We start from the raw sequence: 19,760 nt of genomic DNA on the forward strand, positions 1-19,760 counted from the left end.
GGAACTGCTCAGCCTGGTGAAGGCGCGGGGCAACCCGGTGTTCGGCGTTCACGCTCGGTCCTTCGGCGGCATGATCGGGTGACGAGCGAGCCGGAAACGCCGTTTACCGAACGAACTGTGGCGACAAGGCGCTGGTGGTGAGGGTTACATCGGTGACGGCGGCGAGCACGAGAGGGATGCGCGTTCACCGCCGTTGTAGCGGGCCGGCCGGACCGGCAGCGCGAACTGGGTGACGTCTCGCTGATTTCGGCCGGTGTGCCGTCTCGATTCAGACGTCTTGGGTCCAGGTGCCTTGGACATGCTCGGCGGGTGTGAGCCAGAGGTGTGGCTGGGCGAGGCTGCCGGTGTCCCAGGGCAGACCGCCGTCCCGGTCCGGCCAGACGACCTCGAGAAACGGGATGGGTGGGTGCCGGTAGAACCAGATGGCATGGCCGAAGAAGGCCCGGTACCAGGTCGGCTCGACGGCCCGCAGATGCACCGGGTAGCCGTTGACGACGTCATCGTGGGACTGGCCGTCGGCGAGGCCGTCGCGCTTTCCGAGGATGTTCAGGCATGACTGCATGACTCTCAGGTCGAGTCCGAACATGGCCAGTTCCGGCTCGCCTCGGCGGTGCCATCGGCCGATGGTGTACGACCAGCCCGGCCCCTGCCGGTCGGCGGCGACGCCGGTGACGCTCCACCCGAACTGATTCACATTGCTGATCACGCCCTGGTCGGCCGCGTCGTAGTCCTCGCGATCGCCGTAGTCGTGACAGATGACGCAGCGGCAGATCCGCGAAGCCTCGAACACCCACCGAGCGTAGGTGATCAACTGCTGTACCTCTGTCCGCGGCGGGCTTTCTCAGCACGAGTGATGTAGGACTCGGCCCGTAGGTATGGGCCGATCAGGCCAGCCTCGGATCGCGGTGCTGTGGCCGGCCGCCGATGATCGGTGGCCGGGTCGGGTGTAGTGACCGCTGGGCTACGGGGCGGTGGTGTCGTTTCCGGGGCCGCCGACCAGTCGGTCCTTGCCGGAGCCGCCGGCCAGGTTGTCGTTGCCGGCGCCGCCGTACAGGGTGTCGTTGCCGTATCCGCCGAGTAGGAAGTCGTTGCCGGTATTGCCGTAGATGGTGTCGCCGCTGTCGGCCAGTTCGCCGTCGAGGTCGCCGCCGATCAGGTCGTCGTGGCCCGTACCGCCGTAGATCGTGTCCCGGCCGGGACCGCCCTCGACGTGGTCGTTGCCGGTGCCGCCGTACAGGGTGTCGTTACCGGAACCGCCCTGGACGTCGTCGATTCCGTTACCACCGCGGAGGGTGTCTTTCCCGGTTCCGCCGAAGACGGTGTCGTCGCCGGTACCGCCGTCGGCGTTCAGTGAGACTGCGGTGTTGTTGTCGACGAAGTCGTTCTTGTCGCCGAGGGTGACGTTGAGTCCGGTCGGTTTCTTCGTGGTGGTGCACTTGACCTTGGTCTTGTCGCCCTTGACCGCCTTGCAGCCCTTGCCCGCTGTGATGGCGACCGTGTCGTTCAGGGTGATCGTGCGGCCGGAGATCGTGATGACCAGCGAGTTGGCCTGACCGGCCGCCGCGCTGAACTTGACGACGGTGCCGTTCTTGCCCACGACCTCGGCTTTGGCGGCCGAGGCGGCCTGCGCCGGCGAGGCGAGGAACGCGGTCGCGGCGGCGGCCGCGATACCGATCACGGCGAGCTTCTTACGGTTGAGACTGAACATCGGATCCCCGTCCCTGGCTGCTGAGAGTCAGATCCTATGGAGACATGAGGACGACTCATCTCCCGTTTTCGTGTCACCTGCTTGCCGGCTTATTCGCCAAGCAGGGCATGACCATCGACCCCGAACTACCTCAGCTTTCAATCTCGGTGGCCGCTATGAGCGACCCAAAGTCGTGGAGATTGATCACCAGCGAACGACCTCGATAGAGAGTGCCTGGGGTCTGGGCAGTTCGGACTGTCCAGACCCAGGCACGGTGGTCTGATTTCAGAGTGTGAAGGGGTCATATGCCGTCTTCGGCACGACGGCGTGCCGTCTCGATCAACTTGGTGGCGTTGAAGCCTTCGGGGACGGTGAGTTGGATCGCGAGGACCTGGTCGATCACGAGGAACCGACGCTTGCCGTTCTGCGCCGGAAATTCGTGGAGTACCGCGCTTTTCGACAGCGACTTCTGGGTGGCTTTGCAGGCCTTCGCTTGTTCGGCCAGCAGGCTGCGGCCGTTGCTGCCGGGGCTGCGGAACAGCAGGACCCGTTCCTCGATCGTGAGTCCGGAGGTGTTCAGGAGGCTGAGGCCGGCGATGCTGGAGACTCCCTCGGTGCGGTAGCCGGGCCATCCTTCGAGGAGCAGGTCGGCGAACAGGTCGCAGTCTTGTGGCCATTCCGGCCCGCTGTCGCAGGTCTCGTCGAGCTGGTACGCGTTCTGCGACCACGCGTCGAGCTCTGCCGCCGACCAGCCGTCGTCGGTTCTGAGGAGCCGACGTGGCTGGCTCTCCAGTGCACACGAGACTGACGCTGACGGTGTGGGTGTCCTGGGCGCGGTAGCCGGCGAGGTGGAGGCAGTCGCCGGCTGCGGGCCGGCGGACGGCGTGGTGCCACCGGCATCACAGGCGGCGAGAACACCCACCGCCATCACGGCAGCCAGCATGCGGGTGAAGGTTCTCAATGAACTTCCTTCGGCATCGAGAAGGGCAGCCGCTAGTCGCAGTATTTTGGGCGATGAACTTCCAGGACCCGGCCTTCGCACGTTCACGACAGTACGCCATTTAACAATGTTTCCAAGAAATCGAGGAAGGGCGCGCCATCAGAATCTGACGCATTCACCTCCGCCGAAATCAGTTACGAGTTCGACGCGACGCTATCAGGAAGATCAACTGGAAGGTCGGGCACGAGGGAGGCCTTCGGTGATCGAACTGTCTCGATGAAGTTGCGCGGGTCGCAAATAGACGATCTCTTGTCCGCAAGACGACTCCAGTAACGCAAACGCGCGAACCGCGTCCGACGTCAGTTCGTGCAGGTCCTCGCTGGGCGGGCCACCACGGGCCGCAGTCAGCAGTCCGAGCAGGTCCTTGCTCGGACTGGCTGCCGGTGATCAGGCGCTTGATTTCGGCCTGGCCGAGCCGTTGCAGGTCACGCACGCTGACCGGCGCGGATGTATTTTCGGCAGGCACAAGATGGAGTGCGCTTATGTTTCCCGGCCGCCCCACTCACTGACGGACAGTGTGTGCGACTCTGCCGCGTCGTCGGGTCCGACCGCCCACTCAACTCGCCCCGCCGGTCTTCACACCGTTGAACCAGACCCTCGGTGGTCGCTCCGTGGTTGCCCTCCGCGGGCTTCCGGGATCTTCAACGGGTAGATCCGGACAGGTCTCGGCGCTCGCCCGGTACCGCCGAGAATCGCCTCCGACCTGCAGAAACACGTACTTCGGGGTATCCCGGTGGGCTTCAAGGTCGCACGCCGGTACTCTGTCTGCTGCGGGCTGCTAGCTCAATGGCAGAGCTGAGGACTTTTAATCCTTAGGTTCAGGGTTCGAGTCCCTGGCGGCCCACTGTATTGGCTGGTCAGTGCCGGGTTACCGGTGCTGACCAGTTCTGTATCCAGGGCCTTACCGCAGCGCACGTCTGGAGGCGCCGTGATCAAGTCCGTGACTGCTGATCGACTTCTGCTCGCCGGCCGGGTCGACTGTTGCCTTCAACTGCTCGAGCCGACCTTCATCAGGGCCGGCCAGACGTACTGGGTTGAGCATGAGACCAGCGAACTCTGCGTGGACCGGGGCGCCGGCCGAGTGACCCGGCATCCTGGCCGGCGCCGGCCCTGACGAGCCGGTGATCGGGCGGAGATCCTCGGCTCCGAACGTTTTCCGGCCGCCCATCGTCGGTTAGTGGATGGGCCGCGGGCGTTGACGTTGGAAGTGCTCTTGCCGGCTTGTTTTCCCGGATCTCCTACCGATCTTGTGAAGCTCCACGGGACAGGTGCCCGAAGTCAACAAGATTGCGGGCGGGTGGGCGCAGGCCTGTGGGCGTCAACGGATGTGGCAGGTGATCGTGACGTCGGGCGAGCCGTCGGTGGGGACCGTGACGGGGGCCGAGGCCTGGCACGTCTGGGGGCTGTCGGTGGGTGAGCCGGTCACCACGTAGCGGCCGGTGGGGACGCTGATCGTGAATCGGCCGGTCTCGGCTGCCGTGGTGGCGGTGATCGTGCCGTCCTCTGCCTGGAATCGGATGGTTCCTGGGATGCCCCTGGGTGGGGTGTCCATGGGGCCGCCGACCTGCTGGAGTGAGCCGGTCACGGTGACGAACCGGCCGGCGGGGGCGCGGACCACATCGCTGGGTGAGGCGGGAGTGCTGTCGGGGATCGACGCGGTGATGCCGGCGCCGGCCAGGATGACCAGTGCCGCGCCGGTGATCAGCCGGGTCCGCTGTCGGCGTCTGGCTCGGGCGTGGGCCAGGTCGGCGAACTCGGGCAGGCGGCTGGGCTGCTGCCTGATCGCCTCCGCGGTCAGGAGTTCATCGAGGTCAGGCATGGCTGTTCTCCTCTCGCAGGGTCTCGGCTGGCGCGCTCCGGGCCCGGCTTAGGCGGGACTTCACGGTTCCGGGGGCGACCTTCAGAGCCTGGGCCGTCTCGTCGATGCTCAGCCCGAGGACATCACCACTGCCTGTCGCTGGGCCAGCGGGAGGCGGCGCATCGCGTGGGTCACGTCGACCCGGTCGGGGCTCGGCGGGTGGTGGGTCGTGGCGTAGCAGGGCCCCGAGCGCGTTGCGGGCCTTTCGGCGGCGGTTGGAGAGCAGGTTCATGGCCACGGTTCGGATCCAGGCTTCCGGGGAATCAAGCTGTGACAGATGATCCCACCGGCTCAGCACACGAAGGAAGGCCGGCTGGATGCGGCCAGGGTGATCACGCCGACGAGTCGCCGGTAGCAGGACGCGTACAACTCTGACACCGCGTCCTGGGCGACTGTCGGTGTTCGGCTCATACCTCTATCACCCGCGACCATGGCGACAGGTTCCATGCGGACAGGTCGGAAATTTCGGGCTCACCTTTGGGGTGTATTCGCTTGGGGTGTCGGGCTGCGCGTGCCAGGGTCGGAGACGGGCCGCAACGGGCGGGCCTACAGATCGGAGAATTCCTTGTCGGTTTACGACCCCGGGCAGCTTCTGGCCGGCTACCGGTCGATGAGCATGCTGGCCGGCCTCGTCGAACGAGGTGGCCGGCCGGCTGCGGTGAGCCCGACGGTTCCGCTGTGGGCCGGTGAGAAGCAGTACGGCTGGTTCCCGGTCGACGTCGTCGGGGGCGATCGGCGGCTCGCCGTCGTCACGAATCGGCGGCTGCTGCTGGGCGACGAGTCGTTCATGCTGCGGTCGGTGACCGGGCTGCGGCCGCGGCCCGACGAGTGGGCGCTCGCGCTCGACGTTCGCGGGCACGGGACGACGGAGTTCATCGGGCCGTGGGTGCCATGGCTCGGTGTGGTGCTCTGCGCCGAGATCTACGGCGCCGCCTGGCCACCCGGATATGCGCGGATGATTCCGGCGCCGCGGCGGGCGAAGCGGCTGGTGACGATTCAGTAGACCCAGACCCGCGTTTTCAGCGGAATGGCGTCGTTCTTCCACAACCAGTTCATCGCGGCGACCGAGACCCGGGCACAACCATGTGACGCCGGATAGGGCGGAACGCTCGGGGCGCCATGCACCGCGATGCCGCCGTTGAAGTATTTGGGCCGCCACAACAGACCCAGCGGAGCGTTGCGCCAGCCGTCGATCTGGCGGCCCACCTTGAACTTCCCACGCGGGGTGTCGGCCAGGTAGGTCTGGCCCTCCTGCTCGTAATACTCGTTCGAGCCGGTCGACGTGTTGAAGATCTGGGTGACCTGACCGCCGGCCACCAGGAGCAGCAACTGCCGTTTCAGATCGATCTCCACCAGCGTCCCGGTGGTCGAGCGCGCCTTCGGGCGTACCCCCTCGGTCAAGGCTTTCCAGGTTTTGGGTCCGACCGTGCCGTCGCGGTTGACGCCTGCCGCTTTCTGCAACGCGTAGACCGCCTGCTGGGTGGTCGAGCCGAATTTGCCGTCCGCCTTGCCGTTCCAATAACCCAGCTCGGTGAGGCGTTGCTGAAGCGCCAGGACGTCGTCGCCCTTGAGGCCGCTCTTCAGTTTCCGTTTCGGCTCCGGCATGGCCGGCGCCGAAGAAACGGTGGGCACGGGCGCCGGCTGCGACGGCGATCCGGTGGGCGAGGCAGGCGACGACGATGACGGTACGGCCGGGGGCGGCCCCTCCGCAGTCGGTGTCTCCGAATCGCAACCTGCGGCGAGGGACAGTGCCGCCGCGGCCGCAATCGTGATCGCCAGAGCTCTACGCACAGGTGAAGTCTAGAGACTCATTCACAACCGTCCACCGATGAACGGCAATCGTCCACTCGCGCGGGTGGCGTTCCGGGCACACAGGAAAAAGAGCCGAGTAGGCTTTGTATATGTCATGGAAGGCCAGCGCGCGGCACGGTGTACGGGAGGCGCCCGGCGGATTCGCGCTCGTGCAGGAGCTGCTGAACACCCGACCGGCGATGTCGTATGCGCCTGACCTGCTCGCCAGCGTCGAGGACGCCCAGTGGTGGGTGACCGATGCGCTGGGCCTGTGGTCGCACGTGTCCGGGTTGCCGGGCCCTACTCTGCTGCTCTCCGTCGCCGATCTGCGGTCGATGCGGCGGCTGCGCACCGCGTTCGAGCACGTGGTGACGGCCGGGGCCAGCCCCGAGGTGGACGAGGCGTTGCTGCCACCGGCCGACGTGCAGGTGAGCCTGGTGCCGGACGGGACGGGCTGGGTGCGGGTGGTGCCGACCGGCCGGGGCGTGCGGTGGCTGGCGTCGGCGTTGTGGGCGGAGGCGTTGCTGGCCCAGCAGGCGGGGATGTGGCCGCGACTGAAACTGTGCAACAACCAGGCGTGCCGGGCCGCCTTCTTCGACACCTCGCGCAACAACAGTGGGGTCTGGCACGACGTCAGCACCTGTGGCAACACGGCCAACCTGCGCGCTTTCCGGGAGCGGCGCCGGATGCTCGGCCACGAGCATCAGTGACGCTTCCGGCCTTTCCCTGACCCGGCGGGAACTCGGACGGCCTCACCGGCGACTATCAGGACATGGCATGTGAGCGGTGGCGCGAGATGCTGTCCGCGCAGCTGGACGGCGAGGACGACCCGGCGATGCGCCCGCTGGTCGACGAGCACCTGGCTGGGTGCGCCGGCTGCCGGGACTGGTTGGACCGGGCGGCGGTGGTCAACCGGCTGACCCGGACGGCGCCGGTGCCCGAGGTGCCGGACCTGACGGCCGCGATCCTGGCCGCGCTGCCGGAGCAACCGCCCGCGCGGCGGCGCCGGCTGCCGCGACTGCCGGTGGCGGCCGTGCTCTACGTGGCGCTGGCCCTGGTCGGCGCGGTGCAGCTGATCCTCGGGCTGACCCAGGTCGGCGGCGGGGCGACCGTGGAGCACGCGCACAACGGGCTGGGCGCCACCCAGGGGCACCTCTGGCACGAGTCGGCGGCCTGGAACGTGGCGGTCGGCGCCGGCTATCTCTTCATCGCGCTGCGGCGGACCCGGCCGACGGGTCTGGTGCCGATGCTCACCGCTTTCGTCGGGATGCTGCTGCTGATCTCGGTCACCGACCTGACCGGCGGCCGCGTGGACGTCGGCCGGCTGGTCGGTCACGGGTTTGTGATCGCCGGATATCTGCTGGTGGTGGCGTTGTCGCGCGGGGTCGGCGGAGAGATGCGGCCGCCCGGGGCCCGGATGGGGATCGGCTGGCGGGCCCGTTTCGACACCGAGACACGTGAGGACGCTCCCCGGCCGGGGCTGCGGTTGCTGCCACCGCCGCGCGGCCCGCTGACCGCGCAGCACGAGGACGATCACCGAGCTGCCTGACGCTCGGCCGGGCTTAACGCTCGGCTGGGCGGACGGAGAGCTCGCGCCACTCGTCAGGGCCGGAGAGCAGAGCGCGGACCATGTCGAGAGCCGCGTCCTCGCTGTCGTACTCGAAGAAGTGCGAGACACCCTCCGAGCCGCCGGCTCGCTGCTCGACATACCACTGGTCACCACTGGTGCGTAAGTAGACATCCTTGCGGGCCAGCCGCCCCCACTTGCTGTTCCACCAGTGCTTACGCTGCTCCATCCCGGCACTGTATCGAACATCTGTTCGAACAGTGCCGGGAGGGTGGATCTTTTTCCGGAGGCGTCAGCGGGGCGGCTCGGTCTTGTAGACCTGGCCGCCGTTGCCGCCGCCCTGCTGCTGGGCCAGGAGCGCGTCGCGGATCTCGGTGAGCAGCTTGACCTCTTCGCTGGGCGCCTTCGGCGGCGGCTCCTCGCCACGGCGGCGACGCTCAGCCAGCTTGTTGAGTGGCATGACGACGAGGAAGTAGAGGACCGCGGCGGTCAGCAGGAACGTGATGAGGGTGTTGATGAAGGCGGCGTAGGTGAAGACCACGCCAGGCTTCGGAGAGAGCTCGCCGGCCAGCGAACCCGAGCCGCCCGAGATCCACTTGATCAGTGGCTCGAGGAACGACTTGGTGAAGCTGGTGACGACCGCGGTGAACGCGGTGCCGATGACGACGCCGACCGCGAGGTCGACGACGTTGCCGCGCATGATGAAGTCTTTGAAGCCTTGGAACATCTGTTTCACGGGCACGCTCCTGGGGGCCGGGTTATCAATCCGGCGACGGGGTGCCCATCACCGGTCGACGACAAACTACGCCGACCTGTGCCTCAGTCGAGTGCAGGCTCGTCGGCAGCGACCGCTTCGTCGACCGTCGGGTACGTGTGGAGCACCTCGACGAGGCCACTCACCTCGAGGATGCGGAGCACCCCTCGCTGCGGCGCGGCCAGCCGGACGGTGCCGCCGGCGTCGTCGGTGCTGTTCTTCGCGCGGACGAAGACCGAGAGGCCGGTCGAGTCGCAGAAGGACACCTCGGCGAGGTCGAAGACCAGGCGGGTCCGACCCTTCTCCAGCAGGTCACTGATCTGATCCTGCAGCTGGGGGGCGGTTGCCATGTCGAGCTCACCAGCGACCGACACGACCACCATGTCGTCACGCTGTTCCGTTTGTACCGTCAGGGACATTCGCCGACCTCCAGTTATTGCTGAACGGTACTCCACGCACCGGGTGGCGCGCAGAACGGGACGTGCCTTTGATCTCGGTCCGTTACTTGGCTTATAGCAACTATCGGACACCCTGATGGTAAAGTCCGGCCGTTGCGCTGGATCGCTGTAGTTGGGGGAGGCACTGATGCCACTCAGTCCGGACGAGGCGAGGCGCTTCGCCGAACTGCTGGAGGGTCAGGCCGAGCAGCTGGCCGACCGCTGGACCACCCTGGTGACCGTGAGCCTTCGGGGGCGGCTGAGTAGTGCTGAGCTGCGCCGGCAGATCACCGACCTGCAGCGCGGATTCCAGCAGGCGTTCGCCGGTGGGGCCGCCGACCTGAGCAACGAGGCGGCCGCCGAGCTGCGTGCCCAGCTCAACGAGCTCTCCAGCACCCGGGCCCGGCAGGGGTTCAGCGCCACCGAGACGGCGGTCAGCGTCTACGCGCTCAAGGAGACGGTGCTCGAGGTCCTCGGCGACCAGAGCGACGCGGCCACTCTGCGGGACTACGTGGCCTTCTCGGGTTTCGTCGACCAGGCCGCGCTCTTCACCTTCGACAGCTACGTGCGGGTCCGTGAGTCGATCATCGCGGACCAGGCGGAGCAGCTGCTCGAGCTCTCCACGCCGGTGGTGAAGCTGTGGGAGGGCGTCGTCGCGGTGCCCCTGGTCGGCACCCTCGACTCGGCACGTGCCCAGGTGGTGATGGAGCGTCTCCTGCAGACCCTGGTGGACACCGGTTCGCCGTACGCGATCATCGACATCACCGGTGTGCCGGCCGTCGACACCCAGGTCGCCCAGCACATCCTCAAGACCGTGGTCGCGGCCCGGCTGATGGGCGCCGACTGCATCATCTCCGGCATCCGCCCGCAGATCGCGCAGACCATCGTCGCCCTCGGCATCGAGTTCGGTGACATCGCCACCAAGGCCTCGCTCGCCGACGCGCTGCGCCACGTGATCAGCCAGAACAAGCGGTCGGGACGCTGACGTGGAGCGGGTGCCGGTCCTGAAGATCGGCGACATCCTGCTGGTCTCCATCCAGATCGACATGGAGGACCAGGTCGCCCTGCAATTGCAGGAGGACCTCGCCGACCGGATCGTCGCGACAGGCGCGCACGGCGTGATCATCGACATCAGCGCGCTCGACATCGTCGACTCGTTCGTCGGCCGTACCCTCGCGACCATCGCCTCGGTCTCCCGGGTCCTGGACGCCGAGACCGTGGTGGTCGGCATGCGCCCGGCGGTGGCGATCACGCTCGTCGAGCTCGGCCTGTCGTTGCCCGGCATCCGGACCGCACTCAACGTCGAGCTGGGCATCGAGATGCTCGGCAGCCGTCCCGACGATGACGAGCTGTTCGACGACGAGGACGAACCCGGCCCGGCAGCGGTAACCACGCCGTGAGCGACGAGAGCCAGCGCCTTCCGGTCGTGACCGACCAGGACGTCGTCCGGGTGCGGCAGCTGGTGCGTACCGTCGCGGTGGGGGTGAAATTGTCCCTGGTGGATCAGACGAAACTCGTCACCGCAGCGAGCGAGCTGGCCCGCAACACGCTGGTCTACGGTGGCGGCGGCGAGGTCGAGGTGACCCGCGTCCACAACGAACGGCGAGCCGGCATCAGAATCGTCTTCGCTGATCAGGGGCCCGGCATCGCCGATCTCGACCTGGCCCTCACTGACGGTTACACCACTGGCGGCGGGCTCGGCCTCGGTCTCAGTGGCGCACGTCGCCTGGTCGACGAGTTCACGATCGACACGGAACCGGGCAAGGGCACGACCATTACGATCGTCAAGTGGTGCCGATGAGCGGAGGCGCGGTGGCGTCCCTACCCGAAGGACTCCTGGACGGAGGGGTCTGGTTCCGGGTGGAGGAGCCGGGGACGGCCTCGGCCGTGCGCCGGGCCGCCGAGCGCCTGGCGGCCGAGCTGGCCATGCCGGAGCGCCGCATCGCCGACCTCTCCATCGTCGCCGCCGAGGCGGCCGGCAACCTGACCAAGCACGCCGACCAGGGCACCATCCTGGTCCGTGTGGTCCGGGCCGCCGACCAGGCCGGGGTCGAGCTGATCGCGGTCGACAGCGGGCCCGGGATGGCCGACGTCGCGCACGCCATCGGTGACGGGCACTCCACGGCCGGGACGCTCGGCATCGGCCTCGGCGCCATCCTGCGTCAGGCCAGCCGGTGGGATCTGCATTCGGTGCCGGGCAAAGGCACCGTGCTGAGCGTGCAGGTGTGGCCCGACGTGGTGCCGGAGGCGGGCTGGACAGCCGGGCTGACCAGGCCACTGGCCGGTGAGACGGCCTGTGGGGATGCCTTCGCGGTCCGCGAGATCGACGGCCGCCGGCAGCTGCTGCTCAGTGACGGGCTCGGGCACGGTGGTCTGGCGGCGGCCGCGTCGCACGAGGCGGTGCGCGGATTCCTGCGGGCGCCCGCTGTTCCGCCCGCGCAGGTGGTGGAGGCTCTGCACCGTACCCTCGGGCACACCCGTGGCGCCGCGCTCGCCGTCGCCGAACCGGATCCGTCGGCCGGGGTGGTCCGCTATGCGGGCCTCGGCAACATCTCCGGCACCGTCCTCGCGCCGGACGGAAGCCGGCGGGGCATGGTTTCCATGCCCGGCATCGCCGGCCATCAACGACGGCAGATCCGGGAGTACGACTACCCGTTCGCCCCCGGATCGATCCTGGTGATGCACACCGACGGCCTGGTCGACAGGTGGAACCTGACGGACTACCCGGGCCTGATCACCCGTACGCCCGAGGTGATCGCGGCGACTCTGCTGCGGGACGCCGGGACCCGTCGCGACGATGCCGGCGTGCTGGTGGCGCGGTCCTCATGACCGGCGAGCCGCTGATGCGCATGCGCCTGCGGGTCGAGCAGGACATCTTCGTGGTGCGGCAACTCGGGCGGGAGGTGGCCCGGTCGGTCGGTCTGGAGTCACAGGACCAGACCCGGGTCGCCACCGCGCTCAGCGAGATCGGCCGGGTGCTCCTCGCGGCCGGACACACCGACGTCACGTTCACCGTTGAAACGATCGGGGTACCTACCCTCCACGTAGCCATGGCGCATCCCGGAACAGGGGAGGCGGCCCGGCTCGCTGAACAGTTGCAGCAGGTCGGCCGACTGGTCGACACGATGGAGGTGGACAATGACGGGACAGCTACAGTCGTCCGGCTGGCGCGGCGTCTGCCGCCCGGCGCACCCCTGCTGACCCCCGACCGGATGGAAGAGATCCGTACCGGACTGGCGCAGCACGTGCCGGGCACCCCGCTGGACGAGCTGGCCGTGCAGAATCAGCAGCTCATCGCCGCCCTCGACGAGGTGCGGGCCCAGCGTGACGACCTGGCCCGGCTCAACGCCGAGTTGGAGGAGACCAACCGCGGCGTGATGGCCCTCTACAACCAGCTCTCCCAGGAGCTGGAGGAGACCAACCGCGGCGTGGTCGCCCTCTACGCCGAACTCGACGAGAAATCGGCGCAGCTCGCGGCGGCCAGCGAGGCCAAGAGCCGTTTCCTGGCCAACGTCAGCCACGAGCTGCGGGCCCCGGTCACCGCGATCATCGGCCTCGGCCGGCTGCTCACCGACTCCGGCTCCGACGAGCTCACCACCGAGCAGCGCCGCCAGGTCGACCTGATCCGTGGCTCCGCCACCGACCTGCTGACCCTGGTCAACGGCCTGCTCGACCTGGCCAAGGCGGAGGCCGGCCGGATCGAGCCGACCTGGTCGGAGGTGGACCTGAAAGCGGTCTTCGGTCAACTGCGCGGCACCCTGCGCCCGCTCGCCACCCGGCCGGAGGTCGACTTCGCGGTCGACGATCCGGACGTGCCCACCCTGCACTCCGACGAGGTGCTGCTCGCCCAGGTGCTGCGCAACCTCCTGACCAACGCGCTCAAGTTCACCGAGACCGGATCGGTGCGGCTCAGCGTGCGCCGGACCGGTGGCGACGCCGAGTTCATCGTCGCCGACACCGGCTACGGCATACCCCCCGAGCTGCAAGAACGCATCTTCGAGGAGTTCTATCAGGTGCCTGGCAGCCGACCGGTCAGCGGTAAGGGCACCGGGCTGGGCCTGCCATATGCCCGGCGACTCGCCGGGATCCTCGGCGGCGCGCTGCGGGTCGACTCCACCTCCGGTGAAGGCAGCACCTTCACTCTGCGACTCCCCCTGAAGTCATGACACCGGCCAGCGTCCTCGTCGTCGACGACAGCCCGACCAAGCGGTATCTGCTGGTCAGCTGGCTGAGCCGGGCCGGTTTCACGGTGCTGGAGGCGGACACCGGCGGCGCGGCGCTCGCCAGGCTCCTGGAGGTCGACGTCGACCTGGTCGTCCTCGACGTGAAACTGCCCGACATGAGCGGATTCGACGTCTGCGAGACGATCAAGAGCGATTCGCGGTACGGCGTACTCCCGGTGATCCACGTGTCCGCCCACGCCGTCGACGTCGGTGACCGCACCCAGGGACTGAACCGCGGCGCCGACGCGTACCTCGTCGAGCCGATCGAACCGGACGAGCTGATCGCCACCGCCCAGGCCGTTCTCCGCTACTACCGTGCCCGGCAACGCGCCGAACTGCTCGCCGAACGGATGGTGCGCCTGGCCGAGACCACCCTGGCGATCAACTCGGCGTCCACGCTGCCGACCCTGCTCGAGGCGGCGGCCGAGGGGGGCGTCGACATCTTCGGCGGGCCGGTCGTGGTGGTCGCCGAGACCTCCGAGGGCGAGAGCCTGGCCGCGACCGGTATCCCCCCGACAGTGCGGCGCTGGGCCGTCCCGGGGCACCGGGCGGCCGTCGGCTCGCTGGTGCGCAGCGACGAGCCGGCCGACTGGGACGTCGTCGACTGGCCGGACGGCGAGACCGTCGCCGTCGCCGCGGCCCGGTTGCGCGCCGACCGGCCACCGGTCTACGTCGCCGTGCCCGGCAGCTCGCAGACCCCCGGTTTCCCGGTGCTCCGGCAGCTCTCCCAGGCGGTGGCTGCGGCCGTGGAGGCCCAGCGGTCCTTCGACGAGGAACACCGGGTCGCGGTCACCCTCCAGCGCAGCCTGCTCCAGTCGCGCCTGCCCGAGGTGCCCGGCGTCGATCTGGGCGTCCTCTACGAGCCGGCCGGCGCGCAGACCGAGGTGGGCGGCGACTTCTACGAACTCACGGTGCTCGGCGACCGGCTCCTCGTCGCGATCGGGGACGTGGCCGGGCACTCGCTGCACGCCGCCACGGTGATGGCCGAGATCAGGCACGCCGTTCGCGCGTACGCCGTCGAGGGGCACCCGCCGGGTGCGGTGCTGGAACTGGTCAACCGATTCATGCGGACCGTGCTGCCGGCCGAGTCGGCCACCCTCTGCCTGCTCACCCTGGAACCGGCGACCGGCCGGATCCGGATGGCCAGCGCCGGGCACCTGCCGCCACTCGTCCACGTCGGCGGTGACGTGCGTTATCTCCAGCCGCGTGGGGCGCTGCTCGGCATCACCGCGCCGCGGCGGGCCGAGATCGAATACACCCTGCCGCCCGGCGGCACCCTGGTGCTTTACACCGACGGCCTGATCGAGCGCCGGGATGCCGACCTCGACCAGGGGCTGAACGCCCTCGCGGCCGGCGCGGCCCTGGTCGAGGACGACCTCGACACCTTCTGCCGGCGTCTGCACGCCCAGCTCACCGGGGCCCGGGAGCAGGCCGACGACATCGCCGTCGTCGCGCTGCGGCGCTCGCTCTGATCTCACGTCCTCCTCGTCGTGGTCCCTTGACGGCGGCTATTCACTGAGTGAATAGTAGCGCCCATGTCCACGGCGCATGTGCTCCTGGGGCTGCTCGCCGGTGGCCCGCGACACGGTTACGACCTCAAACGGGCCCACGACGAGCGGCTGCCACAGGCCAAACCACTGGCGTACGGCCAGGTCTACGCCACGCTCGGGCGGCTGGAGCGTGACGGGTTCGTCGAGCAGTCCGGCCAGGAGCAGGAGGGTGGCCCGGAGCGGACGGCGTACACCCTGACCGACTCCGGCCGTGACCGGCTCACCGAGTGGCTGACCGAGATCGAGCCGCCCGCGCCGTATGTGACGAGCACCCTCTTCGCCAAGGTGGTGGTCGCCCTGCTCGCCGCCGACGCCGACCGCGCCCGGGAGTACCTCACCGCCCAGCGGATCGCCCACATGACCCGGCTGCGCGAGCTGACCGCGGTCAAGACCGCACCGGGCGCCACCGTCGGAGACGTCGTCGCCGCCGACTACGCCATCGGCCACCTCGACGCCGACCTGCGCTGGTTGCAGACCACGCTGGCCCGCGTCGCCGACCTACAGAAGGAAGTGATCGCGTGACCGCACCGTTGCTGACCGGCACAGGCATCACCAAGGACTACGGCGCCACCCCAGCGCTGCGCGGCGTCGACCTGAGCGTCGCCGAGGGCGAGATCGTGGCGGTCACCGGCCCGAGTGGCTGCGGCAAGTCGACACTCCTGCACTGCCTGGCCGGGATCCTCCGGACCGACCGAGGTTCGGTGATCTTCCGGGATCAGGACATCGGGTCATGGTCCGAGGCGGCCCGGTCCCGGCTACGGCGTACCGAGTTCGGGGTGCTGTTCCAGTTCGGGCAGATGGTCCCCGAGCTGACCGCCGCGGAAAACGTCGCCCTGCCGTTGCTTCTCGCCGGTTCGGGGCGGCGAGAGGCACGGGAGGCGGCGCTCGCCTGGCTCGACCGGTTCGGTGTCGCCGACGTGGCCGACCAGATGCCCGGCGCGATGTCCGGTGGCCAGCAGCAGCGCTGCGCGGTGGCCCGGGCCATGGTGACCCGGCCCCGGGTGCTCTTCGCCGACGAGCCCACCGGCGCACTCGACCAGCTCAACGGCGAGCAGGTGATGCTGGCGATCGTGCGGGCGGTCCGCGAGGAGGGCACGGCGGTCGTTCTGGTCACCCACGAGGCGCCCGTCGCGGCGTATGCGGACCGGGAGATCGTGCTGCGTGACGGCGCCGTCGACCCGACCGGCCTCGGTGTGGGTGCGCCGTGAGAGCGGCCACCCTGTTCCGGCTCAGCACCGCCGGCACCAGGACCGACACGTTGCGGACGGTGCTCACGGCGGCCAGCGCGGCCCTCGCCACCACGGCGATGCTCGCGGCCGCCTCGGTGGCCGCCATCCGAGGCGGGGAGCCGGTGGAGCAGCCGGACGGGAGCAGTTGGCTCGCACCGGGCGCCGAGCACTACACCAGCCCACTGTTGCGCGAGCCCGGTTTGCGAATCGGCGTGATCTTCGGGTTGCTGCTGCTCACCCTCCCGGTGCTGGCCCTGGCCGGGCAGTGCATCCGGCTCGGCGCGCCGGCCCGTGACCGGCGGCTGGCGGCCATCCGCCTGGCCGGGGCCACTCCCGGCCAGGCCGTGCTGATCGCCGTCGCCGAGACGATCGTGGCGAGCATCCTCGGTTCGGTCGTCGGCTACGGGCTGTACCTGGTGCTGCGGTGGATGCTGCACGAGCCGGGGCCGGGCGGGGTGCTGACGCTGCCCACCGATGTGTTCCCCGATCCGGTGCCGCTGGCGGTCGCCGTCGTGGCGGTGCCGGTAGTGGCCGCCCTGATCGGGCTGGTCCTGATGCGCGGAGTCGCGGTCACACCGCTGGGTGTGGTGCGGCGGCAGCGGGCGCACGGACCCCGGCCGTGGCCCGGGCTCGCCATCGCGATCGGATTCGTCCTGTTCAACGTGCCGGTGTGGCTCTCCGAGCGGATGGTGCTCTCCGGGTACGTGTACGGCGCGCTGATGCTGACCGGCACGCTGCTGGTGATCGTCGGAGTGGTCGTCGGCACCGGATGGATCTCCTACACGGCCGGATGGCTGCTGCACCGGTTCGGGCGTGGGCCGGGAAGTCTCCTGGCCGGCCGGCGGATGATGGCCGATCCGTGGAACGGCAGCCGGACCCTCGGGGCGCTTCTCGGTGCCGCGGTGATCGGTGGGGCGGCCATGGGCTACTACGGGCTCTTCGTCACCCAGGGGAGGGCCGAGGACCAGTTCGGGGCCCTGATCGGGCTGCCGCCCGACCCTGAGCACGCCGCCTTCTACGTGAACTCGGCCCGGCTCGTGCTGGTCGCGGTCGGTGTCGGTGTGGGCGTCTCGGCGGCGGGGATGCTGGTGGCACTGGCCGAGAGCGTGGTCGCTCGGCGGCGGACCTATGCGGCGCTGACCGCGGCGGGGACACCTGGGCGTACCCTCTCCGGAACCCTGCTGTGGCAGACCCTGGCGCCGCTCGTTCCCGCGCTCGGTCTCGCCCTCGCCTCCGGCCTGCTCCTGGTCCGGTCGATCTACTACGAGGTCTCGATCGGCGGTGGAATCACCGAGGGGTGCACCGACCCGGCGGCTGATCCGGCGACCTGCGTCCGGACGGTGACCACCGATCCGGTCGTGACGCTGCCCGTGCCGGTGCCGTGGGAACAGTTGGCATTGCTCGGCGGCGGAACCGTCCTGGCGATGCTGCTCGTCGCCGGGGCCGGGATGCTCGTGCTCCGCAGCACCGACCTCGAAGAGATCCGGACCGCATGATCGCCACCTGACCGTGACGCCGCGGCAGACGCTGGTGCGGATGCCGCGGCGGCGATCGGGGTCAGGCGGGCTGGAGGACGTCCAGGATCCAGGCGATGTTGAAGGCTTCTTCCTTCCAGGCGTCGTAGCGGCCGCTCGGGCCGGCGTGCCCGGCGCCCATCTCGGTCTTGAGGAGGTAGGTGCCGTCCGGAGCCACCGAGCGTAGCCGGGCGATCCACTTGGCGGGCTCGTGGTAGAGGACGCGGGTGTCGTTCAGGCTGGTCACCGCGAGGATCCGGGGATAGGCCTGCTTGGTCACGTTCTCATACGGGCTGTAGGCCTTCATGTAGGCGTAGATCTCAGCCGACTCGATCGGATTGCCCCACTCCTCCCACTCGGTGACCGTCAGTGGGAGTGACGGGTCGAGGATCGAGGTGAGCGGGTCGACGAACGGAACCTCGGCGAGGATGCCGGCGAACGCCTCCGGGGCGATGTTGGCGATCGCGCCCATGAGCAGGCCGCCCGCTGAACCGCCGCGGGCCACCAGACGGTCGGCGGACGTCCAGCGGCTGCGGACCAGGGCCTCGGCGGCCGCCACGAAGTCGGTGAACGTGTTGCGCTTGGCGAGCATTTTGCCCTGCTCATACCACTGCCGACCCATCTCGCCGCCGCCGCGGACGTGCGCGATCGCGAAGACGACACCGCGGTCGAGCAGAGAGAGACGGGCGATCGAGAAGTACGGGTCGACCGAGTGCTCGTAGGACCCGTAGCCGTAGAGGAGCGCCGGCGCCGAACCGTCCCGTTTCACACCCTTGCGCGTCACGATCGAGATCGGCACACGGGTGCCGTCGGGTGCCGTCGCCCACTCGCGGAACTGCTCGTAGTCGTCCGGCTGATAACCGCCGAGCACCGGCTTCTGCTTACGCAACGTCATCGACCGGGTGATCAGGTCGACGTCGAAGATGGAGTCCGGAGTGATCATCGAGGTGTAGGCGATCCGGACGGAACTCGTCTCGTACTCCGGGTTGCCGGCCAGGCCCACGCTGTACAGCGGCTCGGGGAACTCCATGTCGTAGGAGGCCGTGCTGCCGTCGGCGATCACCCGCAGACCGGTCAGGCCGTCGCGCCGCAGCGAGATGACCAGGTGCCGGGAGAACGCGTCGACCGACTCCAGGCGGGTGCCGGGCTGGTGCGGGATCATCTCGATCCACTCGCCGGGATTGTCCACCGAGGTCCAGGCCAGCGCGAAGTCCTCGGCATCCCGGTTGTGCAGGATCAGGAACCGGTGCCCGTGGTGCTCGATCGAATACTCGACACCCTGCCGACGCTCGGTGATCAGGGCCGGCTCGGCGTCCGGAGTGTCGGCCGGGATCACCCGCACCTCAGAAGTGATCTTGCTCTGGGTGTCGATGACGATGAACTTCTCACTGCGCGTGAGGTCGACGCCCACCCAGAACCGCTCGTCCGGCTCCTCGTAGATCAACGTGTTCTCAAGAGTGCCGACGGTGTGCCGCCACACCCGATAGGGCCGCCACGCCTCGTCCACGGTGATGTAGAACAGCGTGCTCCCGTCGGCCGACCAGGCGCTGCCGTAGAAGACGTCGGTCACCTCGTCGGCCAGCACCTCGCCGGTCACCAGGTTCTTGACCCGCAGAGTGAAGCGCTCGTCGCCGTCGAAGTCGGTCGAGTAGGCCAGCCAGTTGCCGTCGGGGCTCACGTCGAAGGTGCCGAGCGCGAAGAAATCCTTGCCCTCGGCCAACTCGTTGCCGTCGAGAAGGATCTCCTCGCCGGGTTTCTCGGCGTCCATCGGCGGGGCCGTCTCGCCCGGGCTCACCGGCACGCGGCAGGAGATCCCGTACTGTTTGCCCTCCTCGGTACGGGTGTAATACCAGAACCCGCCCTTACGACTCGGAACCGACAGATCGGTCTCCTGAGTGCGGCCCTTGATCTCCTGGAACACCTTCTCGCGGAGACCGGCCAGGTGCGCGGTCGCCTGCTCGGTCCAGGCGTTCTCCGCCTCCAGGTGAGAGATGGTCGCCGGGTCCTCCTTGGCCATCAGCCAGGCGAACTCGTCGACCACCGTGTCGCCGTGGAAGGTGCGCTCGGTCGGCGCCTGACGCGCGGTGGGTGGGCCTTCAATCGTCACCGGAAACACGTTACCGTCCGGATTTCCCGGACACACGAACCTC

General features: G+C 68.8%; 22 protein-coding genes and 1 tRNA gene. 13 read left to right on the forward strand and 10 right to left on the reverse strand.

Annotated features, from left to right (window positions below; translation table 11 throughout):
• Window positions 1-268: 268 nt before the first annotated feature.
• The 3 genes from AB0E94_RS03550 to AB0E94_RS03560 all read right to left on the reverse strand — a co-directional run bounded on the left by AB0E94_RS03550 (window position 269) and on the right by AB0E94_RS03560 (window position 2,648).
• Entirely contained in the window at window positions 269-790 is a 522-nt protein-coding gene (locus AB0E94_RS03550) for a DUF4262 domain-containing protein (protein ID WP_360321945.1), read from the reverse strand.
• A gap of 171 nt (window positions 791-961) precedes the next feature.
• Window positions 962-1,708 carry a calcium-binding protein gene (locus AB0E94_RS03555; protein WP_360321948.1) on the reverse strand — a complete coding sequence of 249 codons (747 nt, stop codon included), beginning with the start codon at window positions 1,706-1,708 and terminating at the stop codon, window positions 962-964.
• 280 nt (window positions 1,709-1,988) lie between these two features.
• Complete coding sequence (locus AB0E94_RS03560; RefSeq protein WP_360321951.1) at window positions 1,989-2,648, reverse strand: hypothetical protein; 660 nt, start codon at window positions 2,646-2,648, stop codon at window positions 1,989-1,991.
• A gap of 811 nt (window positions 2,649-3,459) precedes the next feature.
• Here AB0E94_RS03560 and AB0E94_RS03565 point away from each other — a divergent pair.
• Window positions 3,460-3,531: transfer RNA gene (locus AB0E94_RS03565), tRNA-Lys, on the forward strand.
• A 474-nt stretch (window positions 3,532-4,005) separates the two neighbouring features.
• On the opposite strand, the gene AB0E94_RS03570 is transcribed toward AB0E94_RS03565, so the two are convergent.
• Together AB0E94_RS03570 and AB0E94_RS03575 are read right to left on the reverse strand one after the other, a co-directional pair.
• Window positions 4,006-4,506 carry a hypothetical protein gene (locus tag AB0E94_RS03570; protein WP_360321954.1) on the reverse strand — a complete coding sequence of 167 codons (501 nt, stop codon included), beginning with the start codon at window positions 4,504-4,506 and terminating at the stop codon, window positions 4,006-4,008.
• Window positions 4,499-4,777 (reverse strand): sigma factor-like helix-turn-helix DNA-binding protein, encoded by a 279-nt coding sequence (locus AB0E94_RS03575; RefSeq protein ID WP_360322722.1) that lies wholly within the window; start codon window positions 4,775-4,777, stop codon window positions 4,499-4,501. The genes AB0E94_RS03570 and AB0E94_RS03575 overlap by 8 nt, the downstream gene beginning before the upstream one ends.
• Before the next feature lie 333 nt (window positions 4,778-5,110).
• Here AB0E94_RS03575 and AB0E94_RS03580 point away from each other — a divergent pair, with 333 nt between their 5' ends.
• Window positions 5,111-5,548 (forward strand): hypothetical protein, encoded by a 438-nt coding sequence (locus AB0E94_RS03580; RefSeq protein WP_360321957.1) that lies wholly within the window; start codon window positions 5,111-5,113, stop codon window positions 5,546-5,548.
• On the opposite strand, the gene AB0E94_RS03585 is transcribed toward AB0E94_RS03580, so the two are convergent.
• The gene (locus AB0E94_RS03585) at window positions 5,542-6,177 is read right to left on the reverse strand and encodes a L,D-transpeptidase family protein (RefSeq protein WP_360321960.1); all 636 of its coding nucleotides are present in this window, start codon (window positions 6,175-6,177) and stop codon (window positions 5,542-5,544) included. The genes AB0E94_RS03580 and AB0E94_RS03585 overlap by 7 nt on opposite strands.
• A gap of 269 nt (window positions 6,178-6,446) precedes the next feature.
• Here AB0E94_RS03585 and AB0E94_RS03590 point away from each other — a divergent pair, with 269 nt between their 5' ends.
• Window positions 6,447-7,046: a CGNR zinc finger domain-containing protein gene (locus AB0E94_RS03590; protein WP_317789166.1), complete on the forward strand. Its 600-nt coding sequence runs from the start codon at window positions 6,447-6,449 to the stop codon at window positions 7,044-7,046.
• A gap of 62 nt (window positions 7,047-7,108) precedes the next feature.
• The gene (locus tag AB0E94_RS03595) at window positions 7,109-7,885 is read left to right on the forward strand and encodes a zf-HC2 domain-containing protein (protein WP_360321963.1); all 777 of its coding nucleotides are present in this window, start codon (window positions 7,109-7,111) and stop codon (window positions 7,883-7,885) included.
• A gap of 13 nt (window positions 7,886-7,898) precedes the next feature.
• On the opposite strand, the gene AB0E94_RS03600 is transcribed toward AB0E94_RS03595, so the two are convergent.
• The 3 genes from AB0E94_RS03600 to AB0E94_RS03610 form a co-directional block, all read right to left on the reverse strand.
• On the reverse strand, window positions 7,899-8,132 hold the full coding sequence (locus AB0E94_RS03600) for a hypothetical protein (RefSeq protein WP_360321966.1): 234 nt from the start codon (window positions 8,130-8,132) through the stop codon (window positions 7,899-7,901).
• 63 nt (window positions 8,133-8,195) lie between these two features.
• Window positions 8,196-8,630, reverse strand: coding sequence for a large conductance mechanosensitive channel protein MscL (mscL, locus tag AB0E94_RS03605; protein ID WP_360322724.1), 435 nt, complete (start codon window positions 8,628-8,630; stop codon window positions 8,196-8,198).
• A gap of 92 nt (window positions 8,631-8,722) precedes the next feature.
• Window positions 8,723-9,076 carry an STAS domain-containing protein gene (locus tag AB0E94_RS03610; protein ID WP_093620005.1) on the reverse strand — a complete coding sequence of 118 codons (354 nt, stop codon included), beginning with the start codon at window positions 9,074-9,076 and terminating at the stop codon, window positions 8,723-8,725.
• Window positions 9,077-9,242: 166 nt separating this feature from the next.
• On the opposite strand from AB0E94_RS03610, the gene AB0E94_RS03615 reads away from it, so the two are divergent.
• The 9 genes from AB0E94_RS03615 to AB0E94_RS03655 all read left to right on the forward strand — a co-directional run bounded on the left by AB0E94_RS03615 (window position 9,243) and on the right by AB0E94_RS03655 (window position 17,592).
• Complete coding sequence (locus tag AB0E94_RS03615; protein ID WP_360321969.1) at window positions 9,243-10,079, forward strand: STAS domain-containing protein; 837 nt, start codon at window positions 9,243-9,245, stop codon at window positions 10,077-10,079.
• 1 nt (window position 10,080) lies between these two features.
• The gene (locus tag AB0E94_RS03620; protein ID WP_360321972.1) at window positions 10,081-10,494 is read left to right on the forward strand and encodes an STAS domain-containing protein; all 414 of its coding nucleotides are present in this window, start codon (window positions 10,081-10,083) and stop codon (window positions 10,492-10,494) included.
• Window positions 10,491-10,895: an ATP-binding protein gene (locus tag AB0E94_RS03625; RefSeq protein WP_360321975.1), complete on the forward strand. Its 405-nt coding sequence runs from the start codon at window positions 10,491-10,493 to the stop codon at window positions 10,893-10,895. Before AB0E94_RS03620 ends, AB0E94_RS03625 begins: the two co-directional genes overlap by 4 nt.
• Complete coding sequence (locus AB0E94_RS03630) at window positions 10,892-11,923, forward strand: SpoIIE family protein phosphatase (RefSeq protein WP_360322726.1); 1,032 nt, start codon at window positions 10,892-10,894, stop codon at window positions 11,921-11,923. Before AB0E94_RS03625 ends, AB0E94_RS03630 begins: the two co-directional genes overlap by 4 nt.
• Window positions 11,920-13,260, forward strand: coding sequence for a sensor histidine kinase (locus AB0E94_RS03635; protein ID WP_360321978.1), 1,341 nt, complete (start codon window positions 11,920-11,922; stop codon window positions 13,258-13,260). Before AB0E94_RS03630 ends, AB0E94_RS03635 begins: the two co-directional genes overlap by 4 nt.
• On the forward strand, window positions 13,257-14,789 hold the full coding sequence (locus AB0E94_RS03640; protein WP_360321981.1) for a fused response regulator/phosphatase: 1,533 nt from the start codon (window positions 13,257-13,259) through the stop codon (window positions 14,787-14,789). The genes AB0E94_RS03635 and AB0E94_RS03640 overlap by 4 nt, the downstream gene beginning before the upstream one ends.
• A gap of 63 nt (window positions 14,790-14,852) precedes the next feature.
• Window positions 14,853-15,389, forward strand: a complete 537-nt coding sequence (locus AB0E94_RS03645) for a PadR family transcriptional regulator (protein WP_360321984.1) — start codon at window positions 14,853-14,855, stop codon at window positions 15,387-15,389.
• Window positions 15,386-16,075 carry an ABC transporter ATP-binding protein gene (locus AB0E94_RS03650; protein ID WP_360321987.1) on the forward strand — a complete coding sequence of 230 codons (690 nt, stop codon included), beginning with the start codon at window positions 15,386-15,388 and terminating at the stop codon, window positions 16,073-16,075. The genes AB0E94_RS03645 and AB0E94_RS03650 overlap by 4 nt, the downstream gene beginning before the upstream one ends.
• Entirely contained in the window at window positions 16,072-17,592 is a 1,521-nt protein-coding gene (locus AB0E94_RS03655) for an FtsX-like permease family protein (protein WP_360321990.1), read from the forward strand. The genes AB0E94_RS03650 and AB0E94_RS03655 overlap by 4 nt, the downstream gene beginning before the upstream one ends.
• Window positions 17,593-17,653: 61 nt before the next feature.
• Here AB0E94_RS03655 and AB0E94_RS03660 read toward each other — a convergent pair whose 3' ends face one another.
• Window positions 17,654-19,717 (reverse strand): S9 family peptidase, encoded by a 2,064-nt coding sequence (locus tag AB0E94_RS03660; protein ID WP_360321993.1) that lies wholly within the window; start codon window positions 19,715-19,717, stop codon window positions 17,654-17,656.
• Window positions 19,718-19,760: the final 43 nt, after the last annotated feature.

The organism is Actinoplanes sp. NPDC026670, from assembly GCF_040638175.1.
Classification (GTDB): Bacteria; Actinomycetota; Actinomycetes; order Mycobacteriales; family Micromonosporaceae; genus Actinoplanes.

Excerpts from the sequence above, each read along its gene's own strand:
- AB0E94_RS03555 (WP_360321948.1), bottom strand. The coding sequence starts at position 1,708 with ATGTTCAGTCTCAACCGTAAGAAGCTCGCCGTGATCGGTATCGCGGCC.
- AB0E94_RS03570 (WP_360321954.1), bottom strand. The coding sequence starts at position 4,506 with ATGCCTGACCTCGATGAACTCCTGACCGCGGAGGCGATCAGGCAGCAG.
- AB0E94_RS03575 (WP_360322722.1), bottom strand. The coding sequence starts at position 4,777 with ATGAACCTGCTCTCCAACCGCCGCCGAAAGGCCCGCAACGCGCTCGGG.
- AB0E94_RS03590 (WP_317789166.1), top strand. The coding sequence starts at position 6,447 with ATGTCATGGAAGGCCAGCGCGCGGCACGGTGTACGGGAGGCGCCCGGC.
- AB0E94_RS03595 (WP_360321963.1), top strand. The coding sequence starts at position 7,109 with ATGGCATGTGAGCGGTGGCGCGAGATGCTGTCCGCGCAGCTGGACGGC.
- AB0E94_RS03600 (WP_360321966.1), bottom strand. The coding sequence starts at position 8,132 with ATGGAGCAGCGTAAGCACTGGTGGAACAGCAAGTGGGGGCGGCTGGCC.
- mscL (WP_360322724.1), bottom strand. The coding sequence starts at position 8,630 with ATGTTCCAAGGCTTCAAAGACTTCATCATGCGCGGCAACGTCGTCGAC.
- AB0E94_RS03610 (WP_093620005.1), bottom strand. The coding sequence starts at position 9,076 with ATGTCCCTGACGGTACAAACGGAACAGCGTGACGACATGGTGGTCGTG.
- AB0E94_RS03615 (WP_360321969.1), top strand. The coding sequence starts at position 9,243 with ATGCCACTCAGTCCGGACGAGGCGAGGCGCTTCGCCGAACTGCTGGAG.
- AB0E94_RS03630 (WP_360322726.1), top strand. The coding sequence starts at position 10,892 with ATGAGCGGAGGCGCGGTGGCGTCCCTACCCGAAGGACTCCTGGACGGA.
- AB0E94_RS03635 (WP_360321978.1), top strand. The coding sequence starts at position 11,920 with ATGACCGGCGAGCCGCTGATGCGCATGCGCCTGCGGGTCGAGCAGGAC.
- AB0E94_RS03640 (WP_360321981.1), top strand. The coding sequence starts at position 13,257 with ATGACACCGGCCAGCGTCCTCGTCGTCGACGACAGCCCGACCAAGCGG.
- AB0E94_RS03645 (WP_360321984.1), top strand. The coding sequence starts at position 14,853 with ATGTCCACGGCGCATGTGCTCCTGGGGCTGCTCGCCGGTGGCCCGCGA.